A 19,950-nucleotide genomic window follows, 5' to 3' on the forward strand; every position below is an offset into this window, starting at 1 on the left:
GACCACCGAGGAGATATCAGGCCATGGCCGAATACGACGCAGTCATCGAAATCCCCCGCGGGAGCCGAAACAAGTACGAGGTTGACCACCAGACCGGGCGCGTGTACCTGGACCGGGTGCTCTACACGAGCTTCATGTACCCCACCGACTACGGCTACTTCGAGAACACGCTCGGCCTTGACGGCGACCCCGTCGACGTGCTCGTGCTCCTCGACTACCCGCTGTTCCCCGGCGTCGGAGTGTCGGTTCGGCCCGTCGGTGTGTTCAACATGACCGATGACGGCGGTTCCGACGCCAAGGTCATCGCCGTCCCCGCCGGCGACCCGCGCTGGGCGCACATCCAGGACGTCACCGACATCCCGGAGTACACCCGCAAGGAAATCGAGCACTTCTTCGAGCACTACAAGGACCTCGAACCGAACAAGTGGGTCAAGACCGAGGGCTGGGGCGACGCGGCCGAGGCCGAGCAGATCGTGATCGACGGCATCGCGAAGCTTGCCGCCGAGGGGCACTAACCCCTCTCACCATCGCGCCTCGGGCTGAGTTGCGGAGAAAGTACCTTCGTTCGGAAATTGAAGGGTCTTTGTCCGCAACTCAACCTGCGCGTCAGGTCAGCCGAGCCAGGCGCCGCGGGCGCCCATGAACGGCACGGGGTTGATGCGGCCGCCGTTGACGCGCACCTCGAAGTGCAGGTGGCAGGCGGTGGACGCCCCCGTGCTTCCCGTGCTCGCGATTGCTTGTCCCGTTCCGACCCGCTGGCCGTTGCGGACGAAGATTCCGCCGTCGCGGATGTGCGCGTAGCCGGTCGAGACGCCGCCGCCGTGGTCGATGAGCACGTAGTTCCCGTAGGTGCCGAGCCGGCCGGCGTACATGACCCGGCCCGAGTGCGCGGCGGAAATCGGAGCGTAGCAGCCCGTGCCCAGGTCGGTGCCAGAGTGGTAGCTGGAACTGCACCCTCCGCTGCTGCAGATCCTCGGGCGCGGCCCGTACCCGGCGGTGATCCGACCGTATGCGGGCGAAACCCAGTCTCCGCCGCCTCCGCCGCCACCGCCGGTTGAACCGCCGCCTCCGCCGGCTGCAGCTGCCGCAGCAGCCGCGGCCGCCCGCGCCGCGGCGGCCCTGGCAGCGGCAGCGCGCGCCGCCGCGGCGACCCGCGCGGCCTCGATCGCGGCCAGGCGCTTGCGCTCGGCGACGCCGGCCCGGTAGCCCTCGGCGGTCTTGGCTTCCGTGTCCTGCATGAACGTCAGCTGCGCGGCGAGTTCAACGCCCTTGTCCTCGGATTCTGCCAGCGCACCCGCCGCGGCGTCCGCCGCGGCCTGGGCTGCGATGAGGGCGTCCTCGGCGGCTCGGCGGAGCTTCTCCCGCTCGGTCTTGGCGACCTTCGCCTGGTCCCCCAGCGCCTGGGCCGTGTTCTTGGCGGTCTGGGCCTGATCGTAAATATCCGCACTGCGCTCGACCAGTTTGCTCATGCTGCCCAGCTTCGACAGCAGCTCGTCAGCGCCTTTACCGGATGTCTCGCCGTCGAGGAACAGGTTCACGCTGAGGTCGGTGCCGCCGGTTCGGTAGAGCTGGGCGGCCAGCTGGCCGGCCTGCCGGGTCGCGGCATCCGCAGTCTTCTTGCTCTCGTCGGCCTGCGCCTGGAGGGACTCGGCGCGACGCGTGGCCTCGTCCAGGTCGTCCTGCGCGACTTCGAGTTCGGCCGCACGCGCATCGGATGCCGCCCGGGTCTCCGCGACCTGCGTCTGCAGGCCGGCAATGAGGCTCCTGATCTCGGCCACCTGGGCCCGCGCGGCGGAGGTATTCGATTTCGCGTTCTGCAGGTCCTGCCAGCTCGGGTACTTGGCGGCCTGGGCCGGAGCGACCGGGCTGGCGAGGGTCACGGCCATGACCAGTGCGGCGGTGAATCCGATGACGGTCATGATGCGGCGCCTGGTCACCCCGGCCCACGCTGCGCTTCGGCGGCCGATCAGGCGCGCCGCGGGCCCGGACTCGATCGCAGTTCCCGTGCGCTTCATAATTCCCCGATCAACCGCTCACAAATCACATACGTCACTGTGTTAACTCCGTTCACAGTAACAAAACGGTCCCGCGTCCGGTACCCAGCCCGGCGCCGGACCGGGTGCCGGACCCGAATCTAACCCGCGGAACCGGCGAAACCGCGACCATTCGCGGGCGCGGTGGGAAGCGCGGCGCGCCGTGTGCGACTCGATTTGGGCAAACGAGCATCCGGAACGTATGCTTACTCGTCGGAAGTCATGCGGTTCGTGACGACACGGCCCCATCGTTTAGCGGCCTAGGACGGCGCCCTTTCACGGCGTTAACACGGGTTCGAATCCCGTTGGGGCTACACAATTGAAAATAGAAATACACTATAAAATGGTTCTCATAGCGAGGCCCTGTAGCGCAGTTGGTTAGCGCGCCGCCCTGTCACGGCGGAGGTCGCCGGTTCAAGTCCGGTCAGGGTCGCAAAGCAACAAGCCCTTTCGAAAGGAAGGGCTTTTGCCTTAGAAAGTCACCTCTCGAGGTCTCTTTCTGGCCCTGTAGCTCAGTTGGTAGAGCGTTCGACTGAAAATCGAAAGGTCACCGGATCGACGCCGGTCGGGGCCACGAAGGCCACTCCCAGGCTTCTACTCGGGGGTGGCCTTTTTTGTGCCCGCGGCGGCTCCGGTCCGGGCGAGACTCGCCCCCGAAGTGGCTACAGCACGTCCCCGCGGATTCGGGGTATGTTCGCCACGTGAGTAGCTGAGATTCCGTCATGTTCCCCGGCTGCTTCCGGCGTGAGCCCCCGAAGCTCTCGCCCGATGGACCGCGAGGTCCCGCACACCCGCACCTGAACCTGAACCTGTAACCCGAACTGCAGGGAATGACCGATGACTCCACCCACAATTCGTCGACCCCTCCGTCGACCGTGCGCACCCGACCGCCCCCGGGCGGTGAGTGCGCGATGACGAATCCGACGCCGCGCCTGCCGCTGATCGGCCCTCTGCCCCTCGGGCGTCGCCCGAAGCTGAGGCTCGTCGACCCCGCCACCGAGCTCACGCCCCGGCCGTCCGCGTACGCCCAGGCCTCCGGACTCCGCTGGGCCAGGCAGTACCGGGCCAGGCTTCGTGTGACGGACGTCGGCATCATTGTGGTGGCCGTTTCGGTGGCCCTGGTCGCACGCTTCGGTGTCGAGGGCGCCCAGGCTTCCATCGGAAGCCTCCGCGCGGACTACTGGGCGGTGGCCCTCCTGATCGCGGCCACCTGGGTCGCCACGCTCGCTGCGTTCCACACCCGGGATTCCCGGGTCGTGGGGATCGGGGCCTCGGAATACAAGCAGGTCGCCAACGCGAGCGCGCTCACCTTCGGGATGCTCGCCATCGCCTTTCTCGTGTTCCAGGTCGATATAGCCCGCGGTTTCTTCATCCTGGCCCTGCCCCTGGGCGTCGTCGGACTCCTGCTTGAGCGCTGGCTCTGGCGCAAATGGCTTCTCCACCAGCGGCACTTCGGCCACTATCTGGCCCGGGTGATCGTCGTCGGCAAACGCGATGACGTGGAGTACGTGGCCAATCAGATCGATGAGAAATCCGGCGCCGCGTATCACGTCGTGGGCGCCGCGCTCGAGGAGGGCACCGGGGGAACCGTCAACGCCGGCGACCATGAGGTGCCGGTCGTTGCCGACCTCGATCACGTGGCCGAAGCCGCGGCGGCCATGGGGGTCGACACGGTCATCGTGGCCGGACACCCCCAGGGTGGGAGCCACTACATCCGCAACCTGGGCTGGGAGCTGGAGGGGACATCCGCCGAGCTGGTGCTCTCGAGCCGGCTGACGGATGTTGCCGGCCCCCGCATCCACTTCCGCCCCGTCGAAGGCCTGCCGCTGATCCACGTTGAGATCCCCCAGTTCGAAGGGGGAAAGCACGTCCTCAAGCGCGCCCTCGACGTTGCCGTCTGCGGCGTGGCGATCGTGCTGTTGATGCCCCTTCTGGCCGCGGTGGCGATCGCGATTCGGGCAGAGAGCCCCGGGGCGGTCATCTTCCGCCAGGAAAGGGTCGGGCGTAACGGCCGCACCTTTCCGATGCTCAAATTCCGGTCGATGGTGCCCAATGCCGAAGACCACCTGTCGGTGCTTCGGGATCTCAACCAGGGCTCCGGACTGTTGTTCAAGATCAAGGACGACCCGCGCGTGACCAGGGTGGGCCGGGTGCTGCGCAAGTACTCACTCGACGAGCTTCCCCAGCTGTGGAACGTGCTCGTCGGCGACATGAGCCTGGTCGGCCCGCGCCCGCCGTTGCCCGCCGAGGTACGCGGCTACGAGAACCACGTTCACCGCCGCCTCTACATCAAGCCGGGGCTCACCGGAATGTGGCAGGTCAACGGCCGCTCCGACCTCAGCTGGGAGGAGAGCGTCCGACTCGACCTCTATTACGTCGAGAACTGGTCGCTCGCGGGCGACCTGATGATCATCTGGCGCACCTTCAAGGTCGTCATCCATCCCGTGGGGGCGTACTGATGAGCAATCTGACTGCCGGTCCGGGGATGGCAGCGTCCCCGGCACAGGGCCCCGGCCATCCGCCACGGATCGCGGCGACGGCCGACGTCGACCCCAGCGCGATCATCGAACCCGACACCGTGATCTGGCACCTCGCGCAGGTCCGCGAGTACGCTCGACTCGGCCCGGGCTGCATCCTCGGGCGAGGCGCCTACGTCGGGCCGGGAGTCATCCTCGGCAAGAACTGCAAGGTGCAGAATTACGCGCTCGTCTATGAGCCGGCGCTCATCGAGGACGGGGTCTTCATCGGCCCGGCTGCCGTGTTCACAAACGACCTTTTCCCCCGCGCTGTCAACATCGACGGCACCCAGAAGGCCGCCGTCGATTGGGAAATGGTCGGCGTGACCGTGCGCACGGGTGCCTCCATCGGCGCCCGTGCGGTCTGCGTCGCGCCCCTCACCATCGGGCGGTGGGCGATGGTGGCCGCCGGCGCGGTGGTGACACGGGACGTGCCCGACTACGCGCTCGTTGCCGGGGTTCCCGCCCGGCGCATCGGCTGGGTCGGCCGCAGCGGCGCCCGCTTGCAGGACGCAGGCGACGGGACGTACGTCTGCCCCGCCACCGGAGAACGGTACGTGGAGAACAACGGGGTGCTCAGTCATACCTGAGCACCGGGCGAGGGCGCAATGACGACCACCACCCGGATCTCAATCGGCGGCCAGGCGGCCAGGCGGTCACGACCTGCTGCGCGCACAGGGGCACACCCGTCGCGCCCCCCGAACGGGGTGTGCACCCACGCTCCGGGGGCTCCTCCGCCATGGCCCCCGTAGGGGTTACAGCGCCGGGCCCCCGGATCGGGGTATGTTCGCCGTGTACAGAGGTGAGAATTCATCAGATCTGCACAACAAGACACTGACCTGTAAACCCGAAATGCAGGGAATGCCCGTGAATACGTCGCTTATGCGTCGACTCTTCGTCGACCCCGTGGATCCAGCCCCCGCCCGGGCGGGAGCACCCGCTCCGGCACCCACCGCGCCTCGCTGCGCCTCGCGGCGGGGACGGTGAGGGCGCGATGACCGACCCGAGGCCCCGGCTTCCGTTCATCACCGCGGCGCCGGCCTGGCACATCCCGCGACTGCGGCTCGTGGACACCGAGGCGCCTCCGAATCCGGCCCGCAGCGTCGACACGCACTCCTCCGGACTGGCCTGGGCCAGGCGATACCGGACCACGCTCCTCCTGACCGACGCCGGGGTCATCGCGGCCGCCGTCGCAACGGGGCTGGCTGCGCACCTGGGCTCCGAGGGTGCTTCCGCGGCCGACCTCGGTCAGCACGCCGAGTACTGGGGAGTCTCCCTGCTCATCATCGCCACCTGGATCCTCACCCTCGGCACGTTCCACACCAGGGACTCGCGAGTCGTGGGGGTCGGCGCCACCGAGTACAAGCGGGTGATCAACGCGAGCGCACTGGCCTTCGGGCTGCTCGCGATCGGCTTCCTGCTCTTCCAGGTCCACTCCGCGCGCGATTACTTCCTCGTCGCCCTGCCCCTCGGCCTGGCCGCCCTCACGCTCGAACGCTGGCTGTGGCGAAAATGGCTGCTGCACCAACGGCTCTTCGGACACTATCTCTCGCGGGTCATCGTGGTCGGCAAACGCGAGGACGTTGACTACGTGATCGGCCAGATCGACGCCAAGTCCGGCGCGGCCTACTGCGTGGTGGGTGCGGCGCTGGAGAGCGACGGCGGCCCCGCGGTGATGGCCGGGCAGCACGAGGTGCCCGTCGTCGCCGACTTGAGCCGGGTCGCGAGCGCGGCGGCGAGCATGGGTGTCGACAGCGTGATCGTGGCCGGAGCCCCCGAGGGCGGAAGCCAGTACATCCGCAACCTCGCCTGGGACCTGGAAGGCACCTCGGCCGAGCTGGTGCTGTCGAGCCGGTTGACGGATGTCGCCGGACCCCGCATCCATTTTCGTCCGGTTGAAGGCCTGCCGTTGATCCACGTGGAGATCCCGCACTTCGATGGCGCCAGGCACGCACTCAAGCGAATGCTCGACCTGGTGGCCTCCGGACTGGGGCTCCTCGTGCTGTTGCCCCTGCTCCTGGCGATCGGCATCCTGGTCAGAGTCGAAAGCCCGGGTCCCGCGCTGTTCCTGCAGGAGCGCTGTGGCCGCAACGGGCGCACGTTCACCATGGTCAAGTTCCGCTCGATGGTCCGGACCGCGGAGGATGACCTGGCCGGCCTCCGCGAACTGAACGAAGCATCCGGTGCGCTGTTCAAGATCCGCCATGACCCGAGGATCACCCGGGTGGGGCGCGTGATCCGCAAGTACTCCCTCGACGAATTGCCCCAGCTCTGGAACGTCTTCGTCGGGGACATGAGCCTGGTGGGCCCGCGCCCGCCGCTGCCGACCGAGGTGGAGTGCTACGAGCGACATGTACATCGGCGTCTCTACATCAAACCGGGGCTGACCGGCATGTGGCAGGTCAACGGCCGCTCGGACCTGTCCTGGGACGAGAGCGTACGGCTCGACCTGTTCTACGTCGAAAACTGGTCCCTCCCCGGAGACCTGCTCATCCTGTGGCGCACCGTCAAGGTCGTCCTCCGCCCGACGGGGGCGTACTGATCATGCCCCTCACCCGATCCCAAGGAGCACACATGTCACATCGAATCGGCTACGCCGGCGGCGCCTTCGACCTGTTCCATGTCGGCCACCTGAACATCCTCAAGCATGCAAAGAGCCAGTGCGACTACCTCATCGCGGGAGTCGTGTCCGATGAACTTCTCGAGCTCGTCAAAGGCCGGCGCCCGATTGTCCCCCTCTCGGAGCGGCTGGAAATCGTGCGCCACGTCTCGTTTGTTGATGAGGCCGTGGAGGAAACCTTTCTGGACAAGCTGGACACCTGGCGATCGGTGCACTTCGATATCTACTTCAAGGGAGACGACTGGAAGGGAACCGAACGGGGGCTGCGCCTCGAGCAAGCGTTCGCCGAGGTGGGTGTCGAGGTGGTCTACTTCCCCTACACGATGAGCACCTCGAGCACCGCGCTCCGCCACGCGCTCGACGCGTTGTCGGCGCCCCCGCGCGAGGCCGAGGCGGTGCGCCGGCGCTAGCAGCCGGCGCCCTGGCGCCCGCCGCACCAACCTGAGAGTCCCCCCAGAGGGGGAATACTTGACTAACGCTCAGCTACTGGTCCGTGTGACGATTGTCCTGGGCGTTCCAAATCTTATGTAGCCACCGAGCCATACCCGCTTGTCATGCATACTGCTCTGCCGCTCACCACCTACTCACAACAGCGGCAAGGAGTGACTCATGTCACCATTCGGATTCACGCGCTCCCGGAGGGCGCCCGGCAGGACCCCGGACGGGCGCCGCGGCGTCGCACGAACGATCGGAGTGTCGACAGCGACCCTCACGGTTCTGGCCCTGTCGGCCGTGAGTCTCCCCGCCCAGGCGGCACCGGCGGTCCAGCCGACGGTGAGCCTCGCCTCGGCCGCGACCGCCCCGGCCGGATGGAAGCTGGCCTGGGCCGACGAGTTCTCCGGCACCACGCTCAATCGCGCCGTATGGAACGTCGCGAACAGATCAACCTACGGCGACGGGAACAAGGAGCTCGCCTGCCTGATGGACCGGCCGCAGAACGTCAAGGTATCCAGCGGCCTCCTTACGATCGCGGCGCGCAAAGAGGCGACTCCGATCACGTGCGGCACGCGCGACACGCGTTTCCCCGCCGGGCGCACGTACACCTCGGCCATGCTGCACACGAAGAACAAGCTCGCCTTCCAGTACGGACGGTTCGAGATCCGCGCGAAGATGCCGACCACACAGGGAACCTCGAAGGGACTGTGGCCGGCCTACTGGATGCGCCCGGCCGCCGGCGGGATCGGCGAGCTCGACATCCTCGAGCTGATCGGCACCGGCAAGAGCGACCCGTACAGCGCCGACAAGGTTTCCCAGACCATCCACTACGACTACGTGGGAACCCACCGGAAGCAGTCCCAAGTGCACAAGCTCGCCAGCGGCAACTTCGCCGATGGTTTCCACAACTACGCGGTCGAATGGGCGCCGGGTTCGATCAAGTGGTTCGTCGACGGGACCCTGACCTACACGCGCACCCTCAGCACGACGTCGTGGATTGACAAGGCGTTCGTGGGCAAGTTCTACCTCCGGCTCAACATGGCCGTCGGCGGCACGTGGCCCGGCTCGCCCGATGCCAACACGGCTTTCCCCGCGAACTACCAGGTCGACTACGTCAGGGTCTTCAGGCGCTGACGTGCGCAAGCGCCGACGTTCAGAAGCGCCGACGCAGTCGCAGCGGCCGCGCCTCAGAGGCCGCGGCCGCGGCGGTTGACGGCGTTGACCAGCGGCCCGGCGGGCACCAGGCGCGCGGCGATGGCCATCGCCACGTAGGCGCGCAGTTGGGAGCGGTCGTGGTGGATGGCGCGACCGGCCCAGCTGCGCGCGCCGGCCAGCTGCCCGAGGGCGGCCAGCGCGAAGGCGATCTGGCCCTCGATCCGGGCTGACCCGGCGGCGCTGCCGGCGAATTCCGGATGCTTGTCGAGCAGGTAGCTGAGTCCGTCCGCGATCCCCTGCCACTTCCCCGAGAAGAACGACGCTCGGTTCCAATGGATGATGACCAGCGGCTCCCGTATTCCCAGGATGTGGCCGACGCGGGTGGCCCGGAGCAGAAGGTCGTAATCCTCCCCATAGGACGTCGGCAGCACCTCGTCGACCAGGCCGATGCGGCCGAGCAGATCGGCACGCCGGAGCAGGAACGAGGACGGGTGGATTTCGGTGATCCGCGACGCCAACAGGGCGGCGAATTCCGTGCGTTCGGGGGGCAGCCGATCGACCGTCCGGCCTGGCGTCACAATGCGGATGCCGGTGGCCACGAGAACCGCAGCCGGGTCCTCTCGCCACGCCTGGACCTGCCTGATCAGTTTGGTGGGGAGCCACTCGTCGTCATCGTCGCAGAATGAGGTGAGCTCTCCGCCGGCGGCGAGGATCCCCGTGTTACGGCCCCCGGCCAGTCCCGGCGTGCGGTCGTTCGACATCGTGCGGAGCGCTCGCGGACCGGCCGGCACGACGACATCCTCGAGGGGATCGACGGCCACCTGGTCGAAGACGACGATCACCTCGATCTCGCCCGCGTACTCCTGTCCGAGTGCGGCCCGCACCGCCGACCGGAGCAGCTCGGGCCGCCCGCGGGTCGCGATGACGACGCTCACGCTGGGTAACGTCGCACTCGACTGCGCCGGCATCAGACGAACCTTCCCAACCGGTGCTTGTGCAGACCGGAGGGCAGGACATCCGGACGCATGGTCAGCGCCGCGGCGATCATGGCGATCGCAAGTCCCGCAGTCATGATCCCGTAGTAGAGCGACTCGACGAGCACGACCAGCAGCACGGTGTTGAGGGCCAGGCCTGCCGGGTCACGTTCGCGGATCGACCTGATGTAGGCCCAGGCCAGCCACCCCATGAACAGAACCACCCCGGGGAACCCGTGCGAGAACATGACCATCCAGATCTGGCCCTGGGTGCCAACGGATGGCGCGTCATCCTTTTCGGAGGGGCGCGGGGCCCCGTAGCCGAGCCAGGGCGAATCGAGGGTACGGTCGAATGCCTCCTGGTAGAGGTTCGCGCGGTCCTCGGTCGACGAGCTGGCCGTGATCCTGTGGGTGAGTCGCTCGGCGATGGGCAGGGTCGCGAACGCGACCGCGACGACGGCCGCGAGCGCGAGCAGGCCGAGGAGCGCTTTGCCGTTGCCGCGGATGACCAGGCGAACGGCCACGTAGACCAGCGCGAGTCCGAGCCCCAGGAACATCCCCCGGTTGAGGGTGAGGAAGGCCGGCACCAGGGACACCGGGATGGCCAGGAGGAGCCACCAGAACCGCCGCTCCCCCCGCACCTCGACGAGGTAGGCGATCACGATGGGCAGGAGCATGGAATAGGCGTTGCCCCAGCCGTTCGTGTAGAGGAACGGGGCGCTGGGCCGGGGATCGAGCTTGGCCCATCCGTCCGGGTTGTACTGGGAGACCCGCCGGACGATCATGTCCTGGACCATCTCGTTGGAACTGATCGGGGCCGGGAGCACGAGGCCCAGCGGCGTGTGGATCGACAACAGGGGGAAGATCACGCCGATATACCCACCCGCGACGATGACAAGCCAGAACACGGTCAACACGCCGAGGACGTACCGCGTTGTGAGCGAGGCCCCGGCGTTGTAGACGTAGAGAAAAATGATCGTGACGCTCAGGTAGAGCAGGGCGCGATAGGCGAACCCGACGAGGCGATCACCGGTGTCAATTCCGATCACCGAGATGCCCATCCAGACCAGGAAGAACAGCCAGATGGCGAGCCCGCGCGGGAAACTGATGCCACCGCGGCGAACGAGAAGGAAGAGCATCACGGTGGCCAGCGCTATCCACACGGCCTCACCGAGGCCGAGCAGCCACCAGGCCGGGAACAGCACGAACATGGCCGCAAACGGCCAGCGCGGGAGGGGCTGCCGCAGAACAACGTCAGAGCCCGGCCTGGCCGGAGCGAGTGCCCGCATACGCTGCTCCTTCTCCGGTCGGCCCGGCCGATGCGCCGGTTCTCATGTCACGCGGGTTCAGTATAGGTAGCAACGCGGCGCATTATTCAACCCCGAACGGGGGTAGGTGCCCCCGCGCTGTTGTGCCAGTGTGTGCAGCATGAGGATAGCTCACCTACCAGCCGACGGGACTCCCGACCGCCCCGTCTCTTCCGGCGGCCCGTCGACCGCACGCCGCGTCGACGTCGTCGGCGTGGCCGTCGACACCCTGACCATGGCGGAGGTCGTCGAGACGATCCTGCGATGGACGGATTCCACCACGGTCCATGTCGCCGTTGGCGTCAATGCCGATGTGTGCAACCAGGCTGCCGCGGATCGGGTCCTGTGCGGTGTACTGGCCTCCGCCGACCTCACCTACGCGGACGGTCAGTCGATCGTCTGGGCGGCGCGATTCCTCGGCCGGATCATCCCGGAGCGCGTCGCCACGACCGATCTCATCCACCCGCTGGCCGCGGCGTGCGCGCAACAGGGAAAGAAACTCTTCCTGTACGGGGGGCAGGCCGGGGTCGCCGAGCGAGCCGCCGCCCGCCTGGCAGCCGGGTCGCCTGGGCTTCTGATCGATACGCACGACGGCTTCGTGCTGGAGCAGCACATGGACCGGCTGGTGCGGGAGATCAACGAGTCGGGGGCCGACATCCTTCTGGTCGGGCTCGGCGATCCCCTCCAGCAGCGCTGGGTTTCCAGCCATCGCAGCGAGCTCACCGTTCCGGTCGTGCTGACCTGCGGCGGCCTGTTCGACTGGACGAGCGGGGCACACCGGCGCGCTCCCGCCTGGATGATCGGCGCGGGCCTCGAATGGCTCTGGCGCCTCATGATCGAACCGCGACGACTCGCGAAGCGATACCTGCTGGGCAATCCCGCCTTCCTGCTCCGACTGGGCCTGGAAATCCTGCGCAATCACCGACGGGCCACGGTGTCGTGAGCAGCAGGACGCAGCTCGTCGCCACCGATTCCACCAACCTTGCCAGGGGCGCGGTCGCGGGCTTCGCCGGCGCCGCCACAAGCGCTGTGATGGGTTTCGTGCTGATGGTCGTCCTGGCCCGCACGCTCGGCGACACCGGCTCGGGCGTGGTCTTGCAGGCCATCGCGGTCTTCTCGATCGTCCTGAGCCTGGCCAGGGCCGGCATGGATTCCGCCGCCGTGTGGATCATGCCCCGCCTGGTCGCGCACGATCCGGCACGGATCCGCAGCGCGCTGACGGTCATGTTCGCGGCGACGGCAGCCGCCGGCGTCCTCTGCGGCGCGGCAACCGTGATCCTCGCGCCAGGCTTCGCGTTGACCGGGGACTCCCACGCCAGTGACGTGGCGGATGCCGTGGCCGTCGCCGGATGGTTCCTTCCGGTCGCGGCGCTCCTGCTGGTGGGGCTTGCGGCCACCCGGGGTCTGGGCGGCGTCCTGCCGTACGTGAGCGTGGGCAGCATCGGCCTTCCCGTCGTGCGTCCCATCGTCGTCTGGCTGGTCGCTGCCGGCGGCGGATCCTTCGTTGCCGTCACCCTGGCCTGGGCCGCCCCGCTCCCGGTCGCCCTGATCGCCGCCGCCCTCGTGCTGCGGGTCCAGGTTCGCCGTCACGAAGGGGCGGCCGGGGTGCGCGGGCTCTGGCGCCCTGATCCCTCCCTGCGGAAGGGCATCGTGTCCTACGCCTTGCCTCGAACGCTGTCGGCCGGCCTGGAACAGTCGGTGATTTGGCTCGACGTTGTGCTCGTGGGCATCCTTGCCGGGTCGGCTTCGGCCGGTGTCTACGGCGGCGCCAGCCGTTTCGTGGCCGCCGGACTCATCATCGACACGGCACTTCGCCTCGTCGTGTCCACTCGATTCAGCACCCTCCTGTTCCAGGAAAAGGTCGCCCAGGTCCAGGCGCTCTACCGGGTGGCGGCCACCTGGCTCGTGCTGTTCGGCACACCGATCTACCTCGTCCTGGCCGTTTTCGCGCCGGTGGTCCTCCAGCTGCTTGGACCAGGCTTCACCGAAGGATCGACGGCGCTCATGATCCTGTGCGCCGGCGGAATCATCAGCTTCACGGCCGGCAACGTGCAGTCGGTGCTCCTGATGAGCGGGCGGAGCGGCTGGGCGGCATTCAACAAGGCAATCGTGCTCGTCGTCAATGTGGCCGGGAACCTCGTGCTCGTGCCGCTCATCGGCATCAATGGCGCCGCGATCTCGTGGGCACTCAGCATGCTCATCGATGCCGCCCTCGCGACCGTGGAGGTCCGACGGTTCATCGGCATCCGGCTGGATGCGCGCGCCGTGGCGTACGCACTCATGGTGCCGGTGATCACGGTCGGCATCCCGGCCCTGGCCCTGCGGCTCACGGTCGGTGACACCCTGGCCGCGTTGCTCATCGCCCTCCCCCTGTGCGCGGCACTGTTCTTCGGCTGGTGCGCCCTGGACCGCCGGAGGTTGCAGCTGCATGACCTGGCGCTCCTCGCACGCCGCCGGGCCCCGGTGAAGTGATGCCAACCGAATGCGGGGGGTTCACTTCAGTGTTCGCTGGGGGTACTGTGCGTCGTAGTCGGAGCTCTCCCACCCCCGGGAGGCACCCGGCTGACGTGGGAACCAACCTGTACACCCGAAATGCAGGAGATGATCCAGTGAACCCGACCCTTGCGCTTGCGTGCGCTCCCGCCCCCGGGAGTCCGTCATGACGAAGTCCACGCACGCCCCCCAGCCCGGCGGCGAGCCGTCGGGCGAGCGGCGGCCGCCCCGCCCCCGGCGCCGAGCCGTGCTTGTCGGGCTGTCGGCCGCGGTGACATTTCCGCTCTGCCTGGCAGCCTGGGCGTCCTTGCCCGCCCCGGCGACGGGCGCGGTCGAGAAAGCGGCGCCTCCCGCGGTGGGCGGCACGATCCGCGCGGCCGCCCCGGCGGCCCCGTCCCCCACCGCGACGCCTCCCGGGGCCTCGACGACGGCCCCGCTGGGAGCCCTCAACAAGGAGCTGGCGACATCGACTGTCAAGGGATTCCTGGAGTCTGTCGCAGCCGTTGATCCGACGTCCAAGAGCCTGGGCGCCAAGCTGTCCGCCGTGGCCAGGGGCGCGATCGTCGACGAGCTCGAGAACGAGCAGCAGGAGTTGGAGTCGAACGGCTGGACGCAACGCGGCAAGGCCACCGTGAAATCCGTCACCATCATCAGCACCAACCTGACCGCAACGCCCCCGGCTGCGGTCGCACAAGCCTGCGTCGACTCCGGCAAGGTCGTGACGCTCGATGCCGACGGCCGGCCGCTGGCCGGCACGGACCCGGCTGCCGCGCACGCCGCCCTGAACATCTACTCACTGCAGCAGGACGGCGGAACGTGGCGCATCACGGCCCGGACGTTCCCGGACGACCCGGCCTGCTGATGCGCCGATCACGGCCGACCCCATCACTCACGAGGAGAACCGACATGCAGCGCTCAGGTACCGGACCCGCCGCCACGCGACGTGCCGCCTGGCTCACCGCCGGCGTCCTGCTGGCATCCGTCCTGACGCCGACCGCCGCGAATGCCGCGAGCCTGCCGGTGCCCAACGGGTTGACGGCAGCGAGCGCCGCGGCATCCTGTTGGGAAATCAAGCAGGTCACTCCCTCCGCTCCGAGCGGCGTTTACTGGCTGGCCACGCCCGCGCTGGGAGCGCCGGACCGCTTCTACTGCGACCAGACGACCGGCGGGGGCGGCTGGGTGCTCGTCGGACGCGGCCGGGAGGACTGGTCGCAGTCCGACGAGGGCAAGGGCAGCCCGGCCACCGTGAGCGGAACCATCACCGGGCAGGCCGCCTTCGCCCCGGCCCAGCTTTCGGCCGCCGTGATCCGCGCGCTCCTGAACGGGGCCGCCGTCAAGTCCCTCTCGGACGGCGTGCGGCTGCGGCGCGCAACGAACGCCACCGGGACCGCGTGGCAGGAATCCACATTCACGTTCTCCTCGCCGCGCGACGACTGGTCCTGGATGTTCAACAACGAGCAGCGCCTCGCCTCCTGGAAGATCGGCGCGGCCTCCGGCACCGGCGGCCAAACGGCCGCCTTCGGATCCGGCACCGGCCTGGAGCGCATCGAGACGATCACGACCGTCAACCAGGGCTGGAAGCCCGGCTTCGGATTCGGCACGGCCGCCCGCGGCACGACCAGTGCGAGCAGCTACCTCTGGGCACCGAGTTCGACCGCCCCCAATCCTCGCCCGTTCACGCAGGTGTACCTGAGGCCGAAGCTGCTGAGCTCCACCATCTTCTCGGCCATCCCCGACTCGGGCACCGCGAAGTCCGAAAACGCGGGGGTGGCGCAGAGCTTCGCCGCGCCGACCGTCTGGGGAGTCACCGGGCTGGGCGCCGGGCCGTCCACAACAGAGGGCAGCAACGAGGTCTCCGCCTTCGCAGAGGGCAACGGCATCGTCTACGTCGGCGGGAACTTCCTCGCGGTACAGCGGAACTCGGCGGGAAGCGGCAAGGTCACGCAGTCCTACCTCGCTGCCTTCGATGTGCGGACCGGGGAATGGATCTCCTCGTTCCGGCCGACCTTCAACAACCAGGTCAAGGCGCTCGCCGTGCTGCCCAATGGACGCCTGGCCGTCGGCGGCTACTTCAGCACGGTGAACGGGGCTTCCCGCGCCGCCTTCGTCGTGCTCGATCCGACCACGGGGGCCACCGACGCGAGCTACACCACGAAGATCTTCAACAACATCGCCGGCGGCGTGCCCGTGGTTCGTTCACTCGACGTGCAGGACAACTGGCTCTATCTCGGCGGGGCCTTCACCCACATGACCGGAGGTACCGCGACATCCCAGAGGTACATGCGGTCCGCGGGCCGGATAGCCGCGACCGACGGCACCCCCGACCGCACCTGGAACCCTGAATTCAATGGGACCGTGATCTCGCTCGACGCTTCGGCCCGGGGAGACCGCGCCTATTACGCCGGGTACTTCACCACGTCGAAGACCACAGCCGCCGTCAAGGGCGCCGCGATCAGAACCGCGGACGCCACGGTGGTCCCGTGGACCATCGACTTCTCGAGTGCGAACAACTACCAGCAGGCCGTCAGGGAGGTCGGCAGCAGGGTGTGGATCGGCGGATCCAACCACATGCTGTACAGCTACGACCGCGCGGCGATGTCCGAGCTGAGCACCAACATCACCAAGTCGGGAGGTGACTTCCAGGCGATCTCGAGTGACGGATCCGTCGTCTACGGCGGCTGCCACTGCTTCTATACGAACTATTCCGGGGCACGGAGGTGGCCGACGATCGGCACGAACTGGACCCAGGCATCGAAGATCAGCAGCGCCGGGGCCTGGGACAACGCGACGGGCAAGTACCTCAACGCCTTCAGTCCCATCGTGAGCCAGCGCGCCGGCGCCGGAGCATGGGCCCTGTTCAACGACTCGACCGGGACCACCTGGTTCGGCGGCGACTACAGCAGTTCGTTCAAGGCCGGGTTCGTGTCCCAGTGGTCGGGCGGTTTCGTGCGGTTCGCACACAACGACACGCAGGCGCCGACCATCCCGTCGCGGCTCACAGCCGCGGTGACCGCCGGGGGTGACGCGCTGGGCTGGAGCGGTTCGACGGACAACCGTGGTTCCGTCACATACCAGGTGCTGCGCCAGGACCGCGTCATCGCGGCGACCACGTCGACATCGCTGACCGTTCCGGCCGCGCCGGCGGGGACGAAATATTTCGTTCGCGCCGTCGATCCCTCCGGCAACCGCTCGGCCAGCACCCCGGCGGTCACGGCCGACACGGCTGCGCCGCCGCCTCCGCCGCCGCCCGCGGACGCAACGCTGATCGGCGCGGGAAGCTCCTGGAGCTACTACTACTCCGCGACCGACCCGGCGCCGGGCTGGCAAGCGCCGACGTATGACGCATCGAGCTGGCCGACCGGCCCCGCGCCTCTCGGCTGGGGCCAGGCGACCCTGGGGACGACCCTGACCGCCGCGACCCCCAAACCGCTCACGTCCTACTACCGCAAGGCCTTCACGGTCGCCGATCCGGCCCAGGTCGGAACGGTCGAGGTGACGACGCGGGCAGACGACGGCATCGTCGTGTACCTGAACGGCGTGGAGATCACCCGGGTGAACATGCCGTCGGGCACCGTGACGAGCGGCACCTATGCCATCTCGGCCATCTCGGCGAGCACCGCCCTGGCCAACCCGGTCGTCGTGCAGGTCCCCGGCTCGACCCTCGTCGCGGGCACCAATGTGATCACCGCGGAGGTCCACTCCAATTACCGTGCCACACCAAGCGCCAGCTTCGAGCTGTCGGCCGTCGTGAAATAGAGGGTCCACGGATGTCCCACGCCCACTCATCCACCTTCGAGGCGGCTCAAACCAGCGCCGGGAGTGACAGACGGTTCAGCGTGGCCCTGGCCCGGCTCGGATCGGCCCAGAAGCCGGCAAGCGGGGTGCCCGCCTATACCCGCTGGGTCAACCGGCGCCTCGCCCGGTTCGCGGCCGCGGCCGCATATTCCGCCGGCTGGTCGGCGAACGCCGTCACGGCGGCATCCGCGGCACTGTCTTTCGTCGCGCTTGCGCTCATGGTCACGGTGCCGACGACCGCCCCGCTCGGAGTCGCGGTCGGGGTGCTGCTCGCCGCCGGCTACGTGCTCGACTCCGCCGACGGGCAGGTCGCCCGGCTCGGCGGCGGCGGGAGCGCTGCCGGCGAATGGCTCGACCATGTTGTCGACGCGATCCGCACCCCTGCGCTGCACCTGGCAACCCTGATCGGGCTGAGCGCCGTGCCGGGGATCGGCACCTGGCCCCTGCTGATCGCGATCGGCTACTGCCTCGTCAGCGTCGGCCAGTTCATGAGCCAGATCCTGGCCGAGCAGCTCTCCGGCGCGGCCGCACCTCGGTCCGATGCCTCCGGGATCAAGCAGTCTCTCCTCTTAGTGCCCACGGATAACGGAACGTTGTGCTGGATCTTCCTGCTCTGGGGGATGCCGTCGATCTTCGTGTGGGTCTACGCGGCCATGTTCCTGGCCAACACCGTCCATGCGGCCGTGTCCATGCGCCGCAAGTACGTGCGGCTGACCGTGCTGCGGAAGCGCTGAACCGCGGCTTCTCAGTTTCTGCGGCGCTCAGAGCGCGGCGTCGCCCGGTGCGAACGTGTCGCAGCCGTCCGCGCCCTGCTCGAAACCGGTCATGAACCAGCGCTGCCGCTGCTCGCTCGAACCGTGCGTCCAGCCCTCCGGATTGACCTGGCCCTGCGTGGCCTGCTGGATCCGGTCGTCACCGACGGCGGATGCGGCGCTCAGCGCGTCCCGGATCTGCGCCGGGGTGATCGGCTCGAGGAACGGGACTCCGCTCGGATCTTCCGTCGTCGATGCGGAGCCGGCCCAGGCGCCGGCGTAGCAGTCGGCCTGCAGCTCGACGCGAACCGCGTTAGAGCCGGCTCCGGTGCGCCCGTCCTGGGACTTCTCGAGGACCCCCGTGATGTTCTGGATGTGGTGGCCCCACTCATGCGAGACGACATACATCTCGGCCAGCGGCCCCCCGGAGGAGCCGAAACGCGTGCGCAGTTCGTCGTAGAACGCCGTGTCGATGTAGATCGTGGCGTCGGGCGGACAGTAGAACGGGCCGGTCGCGCTCGAGGCGCCGCCGCAGCCGGTGCTGACGCTGTCGGTGAACAGCGAGAGGTCCTGCGGCGGCTGGTAGTCCACGCCGAGTGCGGGCAGCTCGTTGGCCCAGTAGGAGTCGAGCGAAGCCGCAGCCCCCTTCATCCGGCAGTCGATGTCGGCATTGGCGTCGGCGCCGGTCTGGCAGTTCTCGAGGGAGGAGCCGGTGGGCTGCGGTCCGGCGCCGCCGACCAGTCCGGTCAGGTCGACGCCGAGGATCTGCGACAGGATGATCAGGGCGACGACGCCCAGGCCACCTCCACCGACGGCGATGCCGGTGTTGCGCCCGCGCTTGCTTGCCCTGCCGCCGCCGATGTTGGCATTGTCGTTGAACGTCATCTGGACAGGCTACGCCGCGAAGCGGTCGGTCGCCGCGATGATGGCGTCGAGGTTGCCGGGCTGGTCGAAGGCGTGGCCGGCATCCGGAATCATGTGAAACTCGGCCTCGGGCCACGCCTTGTGCAGCTCCCAGGCGGTGAACGCCGGGGTGCACATGTCGTAGCGGCCCTGCACGATCACCCCGGGGATGTCCTTCAGCTTGCCCGCGTCCCGGATCAGCTGGTTCGGCTCGAACCAGCCGCCGTTTTGGAAGTAGTGGTTTTCGATCCGGGCGAACGCAACCGCGAAAGCGGGCTCGGTGAAGTGCGCGATCGTCTCCGGCTGCTGCAGCAGCGTGATCGTGGACGACTCCCACGTGGACCAGGCGATGCCGGCGCGTTCGCGAACGGCCTGGTCCGGGTCGTGCAGCAGTCGGCCGTAGGCCTCGATCAGGTGGCCGCGTTCGTCGACCGGCACCGGGGCCAGGAAGCTTTCCCACAGGTCAGGGTAAATCGCCGCGGCGCCGCCCTCGTAAAACCAGTCCAGCTCGACCGGGCGCAGGGTGAAGATGCCGCGAACGACGAGCTCGGTGACGTGCTCGGTGTGGGTCTGTGCGTAGGCCAGGGCGAGGGCGCTGCCCCACGAGCCGCCGCAGACCAGCCAGCTGTCGATGCCGAGGTGCGCGCGGAGCCTCTCCAGGTCGGCCACGAGGTGCCAGGTGGTGTTCGCCTCGAGGTCCGCGGCCGGCTCACTCGCATGCGGCGTGCTCCGGCCGCATCCGCGCTGGTCGAAGAGGATGATCCGGTACTTCTCCGGGTTGAAGACGCGGCGCTGTGTGGCGCTCGACGCGCCTCCGGGGCCGCCGTGGAGGTAGACCGCCGGCTTGCCGTCGGGGTTTCCGGATGCCTCCCAGTACAGGGCCTGGCCGTCCCCCACGTCAAGCATGCCGGTCTCGTACGGTTCGATTTCGGGATAGAACTCTCGCATGGGAAGAGCCTATTACCCG

16 protein-coding genes and 3 tRNA genes are annotated in these 19,950 nt (G+C 68.3%); 14 read left to right on the forward strand and 5 right to left on the reverse strand.

The features are described 5' to 3' along the window. Positions 1 to 23 precede the first annotated feature (23 nt). Complete coding sequence (ppa, locus tag BLQ39_RS09275; RefSeq protein ID WP_092323482.1) at positions 24 to 515, forward strand: inorganic diphosphatase; 492 nt, start codon at positions 24 to 26, stop codon at positions 513 to 515. Positions 516 to 611: 96 nt separating this feature from the next. On the opposite strand, the gene BLQ39_RS09280 is transcribed toward ppa, so the two are convergent. After that, on the reverse strand, positions 612 to 1,919 hold the full coding sequence (locus BLQ39_RS09280; protein WP_092323566.1) for a M23 family metallopeptidase: 1,308 nt from the start codon (positions 1,917 to 1,919) through the stop codon (positions 612 to 614). A 355-nt stretch (positions 1,920 to 2,274) separates the two neighbouring features. On the opposite strand from BLQ39_RS09280, the gene BLQ39_RS09285 reads away from it, so the two are divergent. The 8 genes from BLQ39_RS09285 (at position 2,275) to BLQ39_RS09320 (ending at position 8,738) form a co-directional block, all read left to right on the forward strand. After that, a tRNA-Glu gene (locus tag BLQ39_RS09285) sits at positions 2,275 to 2,347 on the forward strand. A 45-nt stretch (positions 2,348 to 2,392) separates the two neighbouring features. After that, positions 2,393 to 2,466 (forward strand) — tRNA-Asp (locus BLQ39_RS09290). Positions 2,467 to 2,534: 68 nt separating this feature from the next. Further along, positions 2,535 to 2,607 (forward strand) — tRNA-Phe (locus BLQ39_RS09295). A 337-nt stretch (positions 2,608 to 2,944) separates the two neighbouring features. Next, complete coding sequence (locus tag BLQ39_RS09300; protein ID WP_092323568.1) at positions 2,945 to 4,492, forward strand: sugar transferase; 1,548 nt, start codon at positions 2,945 to 2,947, stop codon at positions 4,490 to 4,492. Positions 4,493 to 4,518: 26 nt separating this feature from the next. Continuing rightward, positions 4,519 to 5,139, forward strand: a complete 621-nt coding sequence (locus BLQ39_RS09305; RefSeq protein WP_092323483.1) for an acyltransferase — start codon at positions 4,519 to 4,521, stop codon at positions 5,137 to 5,139. A 404-nt stretch (positions 5,140 to 5,543) separates the two neighbouring features. Continuing rightward, a complete protein-coding gene (locus BLQ39_RS09310; RefSeq protein WP_092323485.1) occupies positions 5,544 to 7,091 on the forward strand; it encodes a sugar transferase in 1,548 nt (515 codons plus the stop codon). Between the two features lie 32 nt (positions 7,092 to 7,123). Continuing rightward, positions 7,124 to 7,579, forward strand: coding sequence for an FAD synthase family protein (locus BLQ39_RS09315; protein WP_092323487.1), 456 nt, complete (start codon positions 7,124 to 7,126; stop codon positions 7,577 to 7,579). A 199-nt stretch (positions 7,580 to 7,778) separates the two neighbouring features. Then, positions 7,779 to 8,738 (forward strand): glycoside hydrolase family 16 protein, encoded by a 960-nt coding sequence (locus BLQ39_RS09320; protein WP_092323488.1) that lies wholly within the window; start codon positions 7,779 to 7,781, stop codon positions 8,736 to 8,738. A gap of 53 nt (positions 8,739 to 8,791) precedes the next feature. Here BLQ39_RS09320 and BLQ39_RS09325 read toward each other — a convergent pair whose 3' ends face one another. Together BLQ39_RS09325 and BLQ39_RS09330 are read right to left on the reverse strand one after the other, a co-directional pair. Beyond that, the gene (locus tag BLQ39_RS09325; RefSeq protein WP_241986934.1) at positions 8,792 to 9,694 is read right to left on the reverse strand and encodes a glycosyltransferase family 2 protein; all 903 of its coding nucleotides are present in this window, start codon (positions 9,692 to 9,694) and stop codon (positions 8,792 to 8,794) included. Between the two features lie 32 nt (positions 9,695 to 9,726). Then, a complete protein-coding gene (locus tag BLQ39_RS09330; protein ID WP_092323491.1) occupies positions 9,727 to 11,022 on the reverse strand; it encodes an O-antigen ligase family protein in 1,296 nt (431 codons plus the stop codon). A gap of 139 nt (positions 11,023 to 11,161) precedes the next feature. Here BLQ39_RS09330 and BLQ39_RS09335 point away from each other — a divergent pair, with 139 nt between their 5' ends. The 5 genes from BLQ39_RS09335 (at position 11,162) to BLQ39_RS09355 (ending at position 18,062) form a co-directional block, all read left to right on the forward strand. Continuing rightward, complete coding sequence (locus BLQ39_RS09335; protein ID WP_092323493.1) at positions 11,162 to 11,983, forward strand: WecB/TagA/CpsF family glycosyltransferase; 822 nt, start codon at positions 11,162 to 11,164, stop codon at positions 11,981 to 11,983. Further along, on the forward strand, positions 11,980 to 13,512 hold the full coding sequence (locus BLQ39_RS09340; RefSeq protein WP_166784509.1) for an oligosaccharide flippase family protein: 1,533 nt from the start codon (positions 11,980 to 11,982) through the stop codon (positions 13,510 to 13,512). The genes BLQ39_RS09335 and BLQ39_RS09340 overlap by 4 nt, the downstream gene beginning before the upstream one ends. Positions 13,513 to 13,699: 187 nt before the next feature. Next, positions 13,700 to 14,395, forward strand: a complete 696-nt coding sequence (locus tag BLQ39_RS09345) for a hypothetical protein (RefSeq protein WP_135109298.1) — start codon at positions 13,700 to 13,702, stop codon at positions 14,393 to 14,395. Positions 14,396 to 14,439: 44 nt separating this feature from the next. Next, on the forward strand, positions 14,440 to 17,289 hold the full coding sequence (locus BLQ39_RS09350; protein WP_092323497.1) for a fibrinogen-like YCDxxxxGGGW domain-containing protein: 2,850 nt from the start codon (positions 14,440 to 14,442) through the stop codon (positions 17,287 to 17,289). 11 nt (positions 17,290 to 17,300) lie between these two features. Next, positions 17,301 to 18,062: a CDP-alcohol phosphatidyltransferase family protein gene (locus BLQ39_RS09355; RefSeq protein WP_092323499.1), complete on the forward strand. Its 762-nt coding sequence runs from the start codon at positions 17,301 to 17,303 to the stop codon at positions 18,060 to 18,062. A gap of 27 nt (positions 18,063 to 18,089) precedes the next feature. Here the strand turns inward: BLQ39_RS09355 and ypfJ are convergent, their stop codons facing one another. Together ypfJ and pip are read right to left on the reverse strand one after the other, a co-directional pair. Then, a complete protein-coding gene (gene ypfJ, locus BLQ39_RS09360; protein WP_092323500.1) occupies positions 18,090 to 18,965 on the reverse strand; it encodes a KPN_02809 family neutral zinc metallopeptidase in 876 nt (291 codons plus the stop codon). Between the two features lie 9 nt (positions 18,966 to 18,974). Further along, positions 18,975 to 19,931 (reverse strand): prolyl aminopeptidase, encoded by a 957-nt coding sequence (pip, locus tag BLQ39_RS09365; protein WP_092323502.1) that lies wholly within the window; start codon positions 19,929 to 19,931, stop codon positions 18,975 to 18,977. Positions 19,932 to 19,950: the final 19 nt, after the last annotated feature.

Origin of the sequence: Cryobacterium psychrotolerans, from assembly GCF_900101115.1 — a bacterium.
In the GTDB taxonomy this organism is placed as follows: domain Bacteria; phylum Actinomycetota; class Actinomycetes; order Actinomycetales; family Microbacteriaceae; genus Cryobacterium; species Cryobacterium psychrotolerans.

Bases quoted from the DNA above. Each gene is read 5' to 3' on its own strand.
- BLQ39_RS09310 (WP_092323485.1), top strand. From the start codon at position 5,544: ATGACCGACCCGAGGCCCCGGCTTCCGTTCATCACCGCGGCGCCGGCC.
- BLQ39_RS09320 (WP_092323488.1), top strand. From the start codon at position 7,779: ATGTCACCATTCGGATTCACGCGCTCCCGGAGGGCGCCCGGCAGGACC.
- BLQ39_RS09345 (WP_135109298.1), top strand. From the start codon at position 13,700: ATGACGAAGTCCACGCACGCCCCCCAGCCCGGCGGCGAGCCGTCGGGC.
- BLQ39_RS09355 (WP_092323499.1), top strand. From the start codon at position 17,301: ATGTCCCACGCCCACTCATCCACCTTCGAGGCGGCTCAAACCAGCGCC.
- BLQ39_RS09335 (WP_092323493.1), top strand. From the start codon at position 11,162: ATGAGGATAGCTCACCTACCAGCCGACGGGACTCCCGACCGCCCCGTC.
- ypfJ (WP_092323500.1), bottom strand. From the start codon at position 18,965: ATGACGTTCAACGACAATGCCAACATCGGCGGCGGCAGGGCAAGCAAG.
- ppa (WP_092323482.1), top strand. From the start codon at position 24: ATGGCCGAATACGACGCAGTCATCGAAATCCCCCGCGGGAGCCGAAAC.
- BLQ39_RS09300 (WP_092323568.1), top strand. From the start codon at position 2,945: ATGACGAATCCGACGCCGCGCCTGCCGCTGATCGGCCCTCTGCCCCTC.
- BLQ39_RS09315 (WP_092323487.1), top strand. From the start codon at position 7,124: ATGTCACATCGAATCGGCTACGCCGGCGGCGCCTTCGACCTGTTCCAT.
- BLQ39_RS09305 (WP_092323483.1), top strand. From the start codon at position 4,519: ATGGCAGCGTCCCCGGCACAGGGCCCCGGCCATCCGCCACGGATCGCG.
- pip (WP_092323502.1), bottom strand. From the start codon at position 19,931: ATGCGAGAGTTCTATCCCGAAATCGAACCGTACGAGACCGGCATGCTT.
- BLQ39_RS09330 (WP_092323491.1), bottom strand. From the start codon at position 11,022: ATGCGGGCACTCGCTCCGGCCAGGCCGGGCTCTGACGTTGTTCTGCGG.
- BLQ39_RS09280 (WP_092323566.1), bottom strand. From the start codon at position 1,919: ATGACCGTCATCGGATTCACCGCCGCACTGGTCATGGCCGTGACCCTC.
- BLQ39_RS09350 (WP_092323497.1), top strand. From the start codon at position 14,440: ATGCAGCGCTCAGGTACCGGACCCGCCGCCACGCGACGTGCCGCCTGG.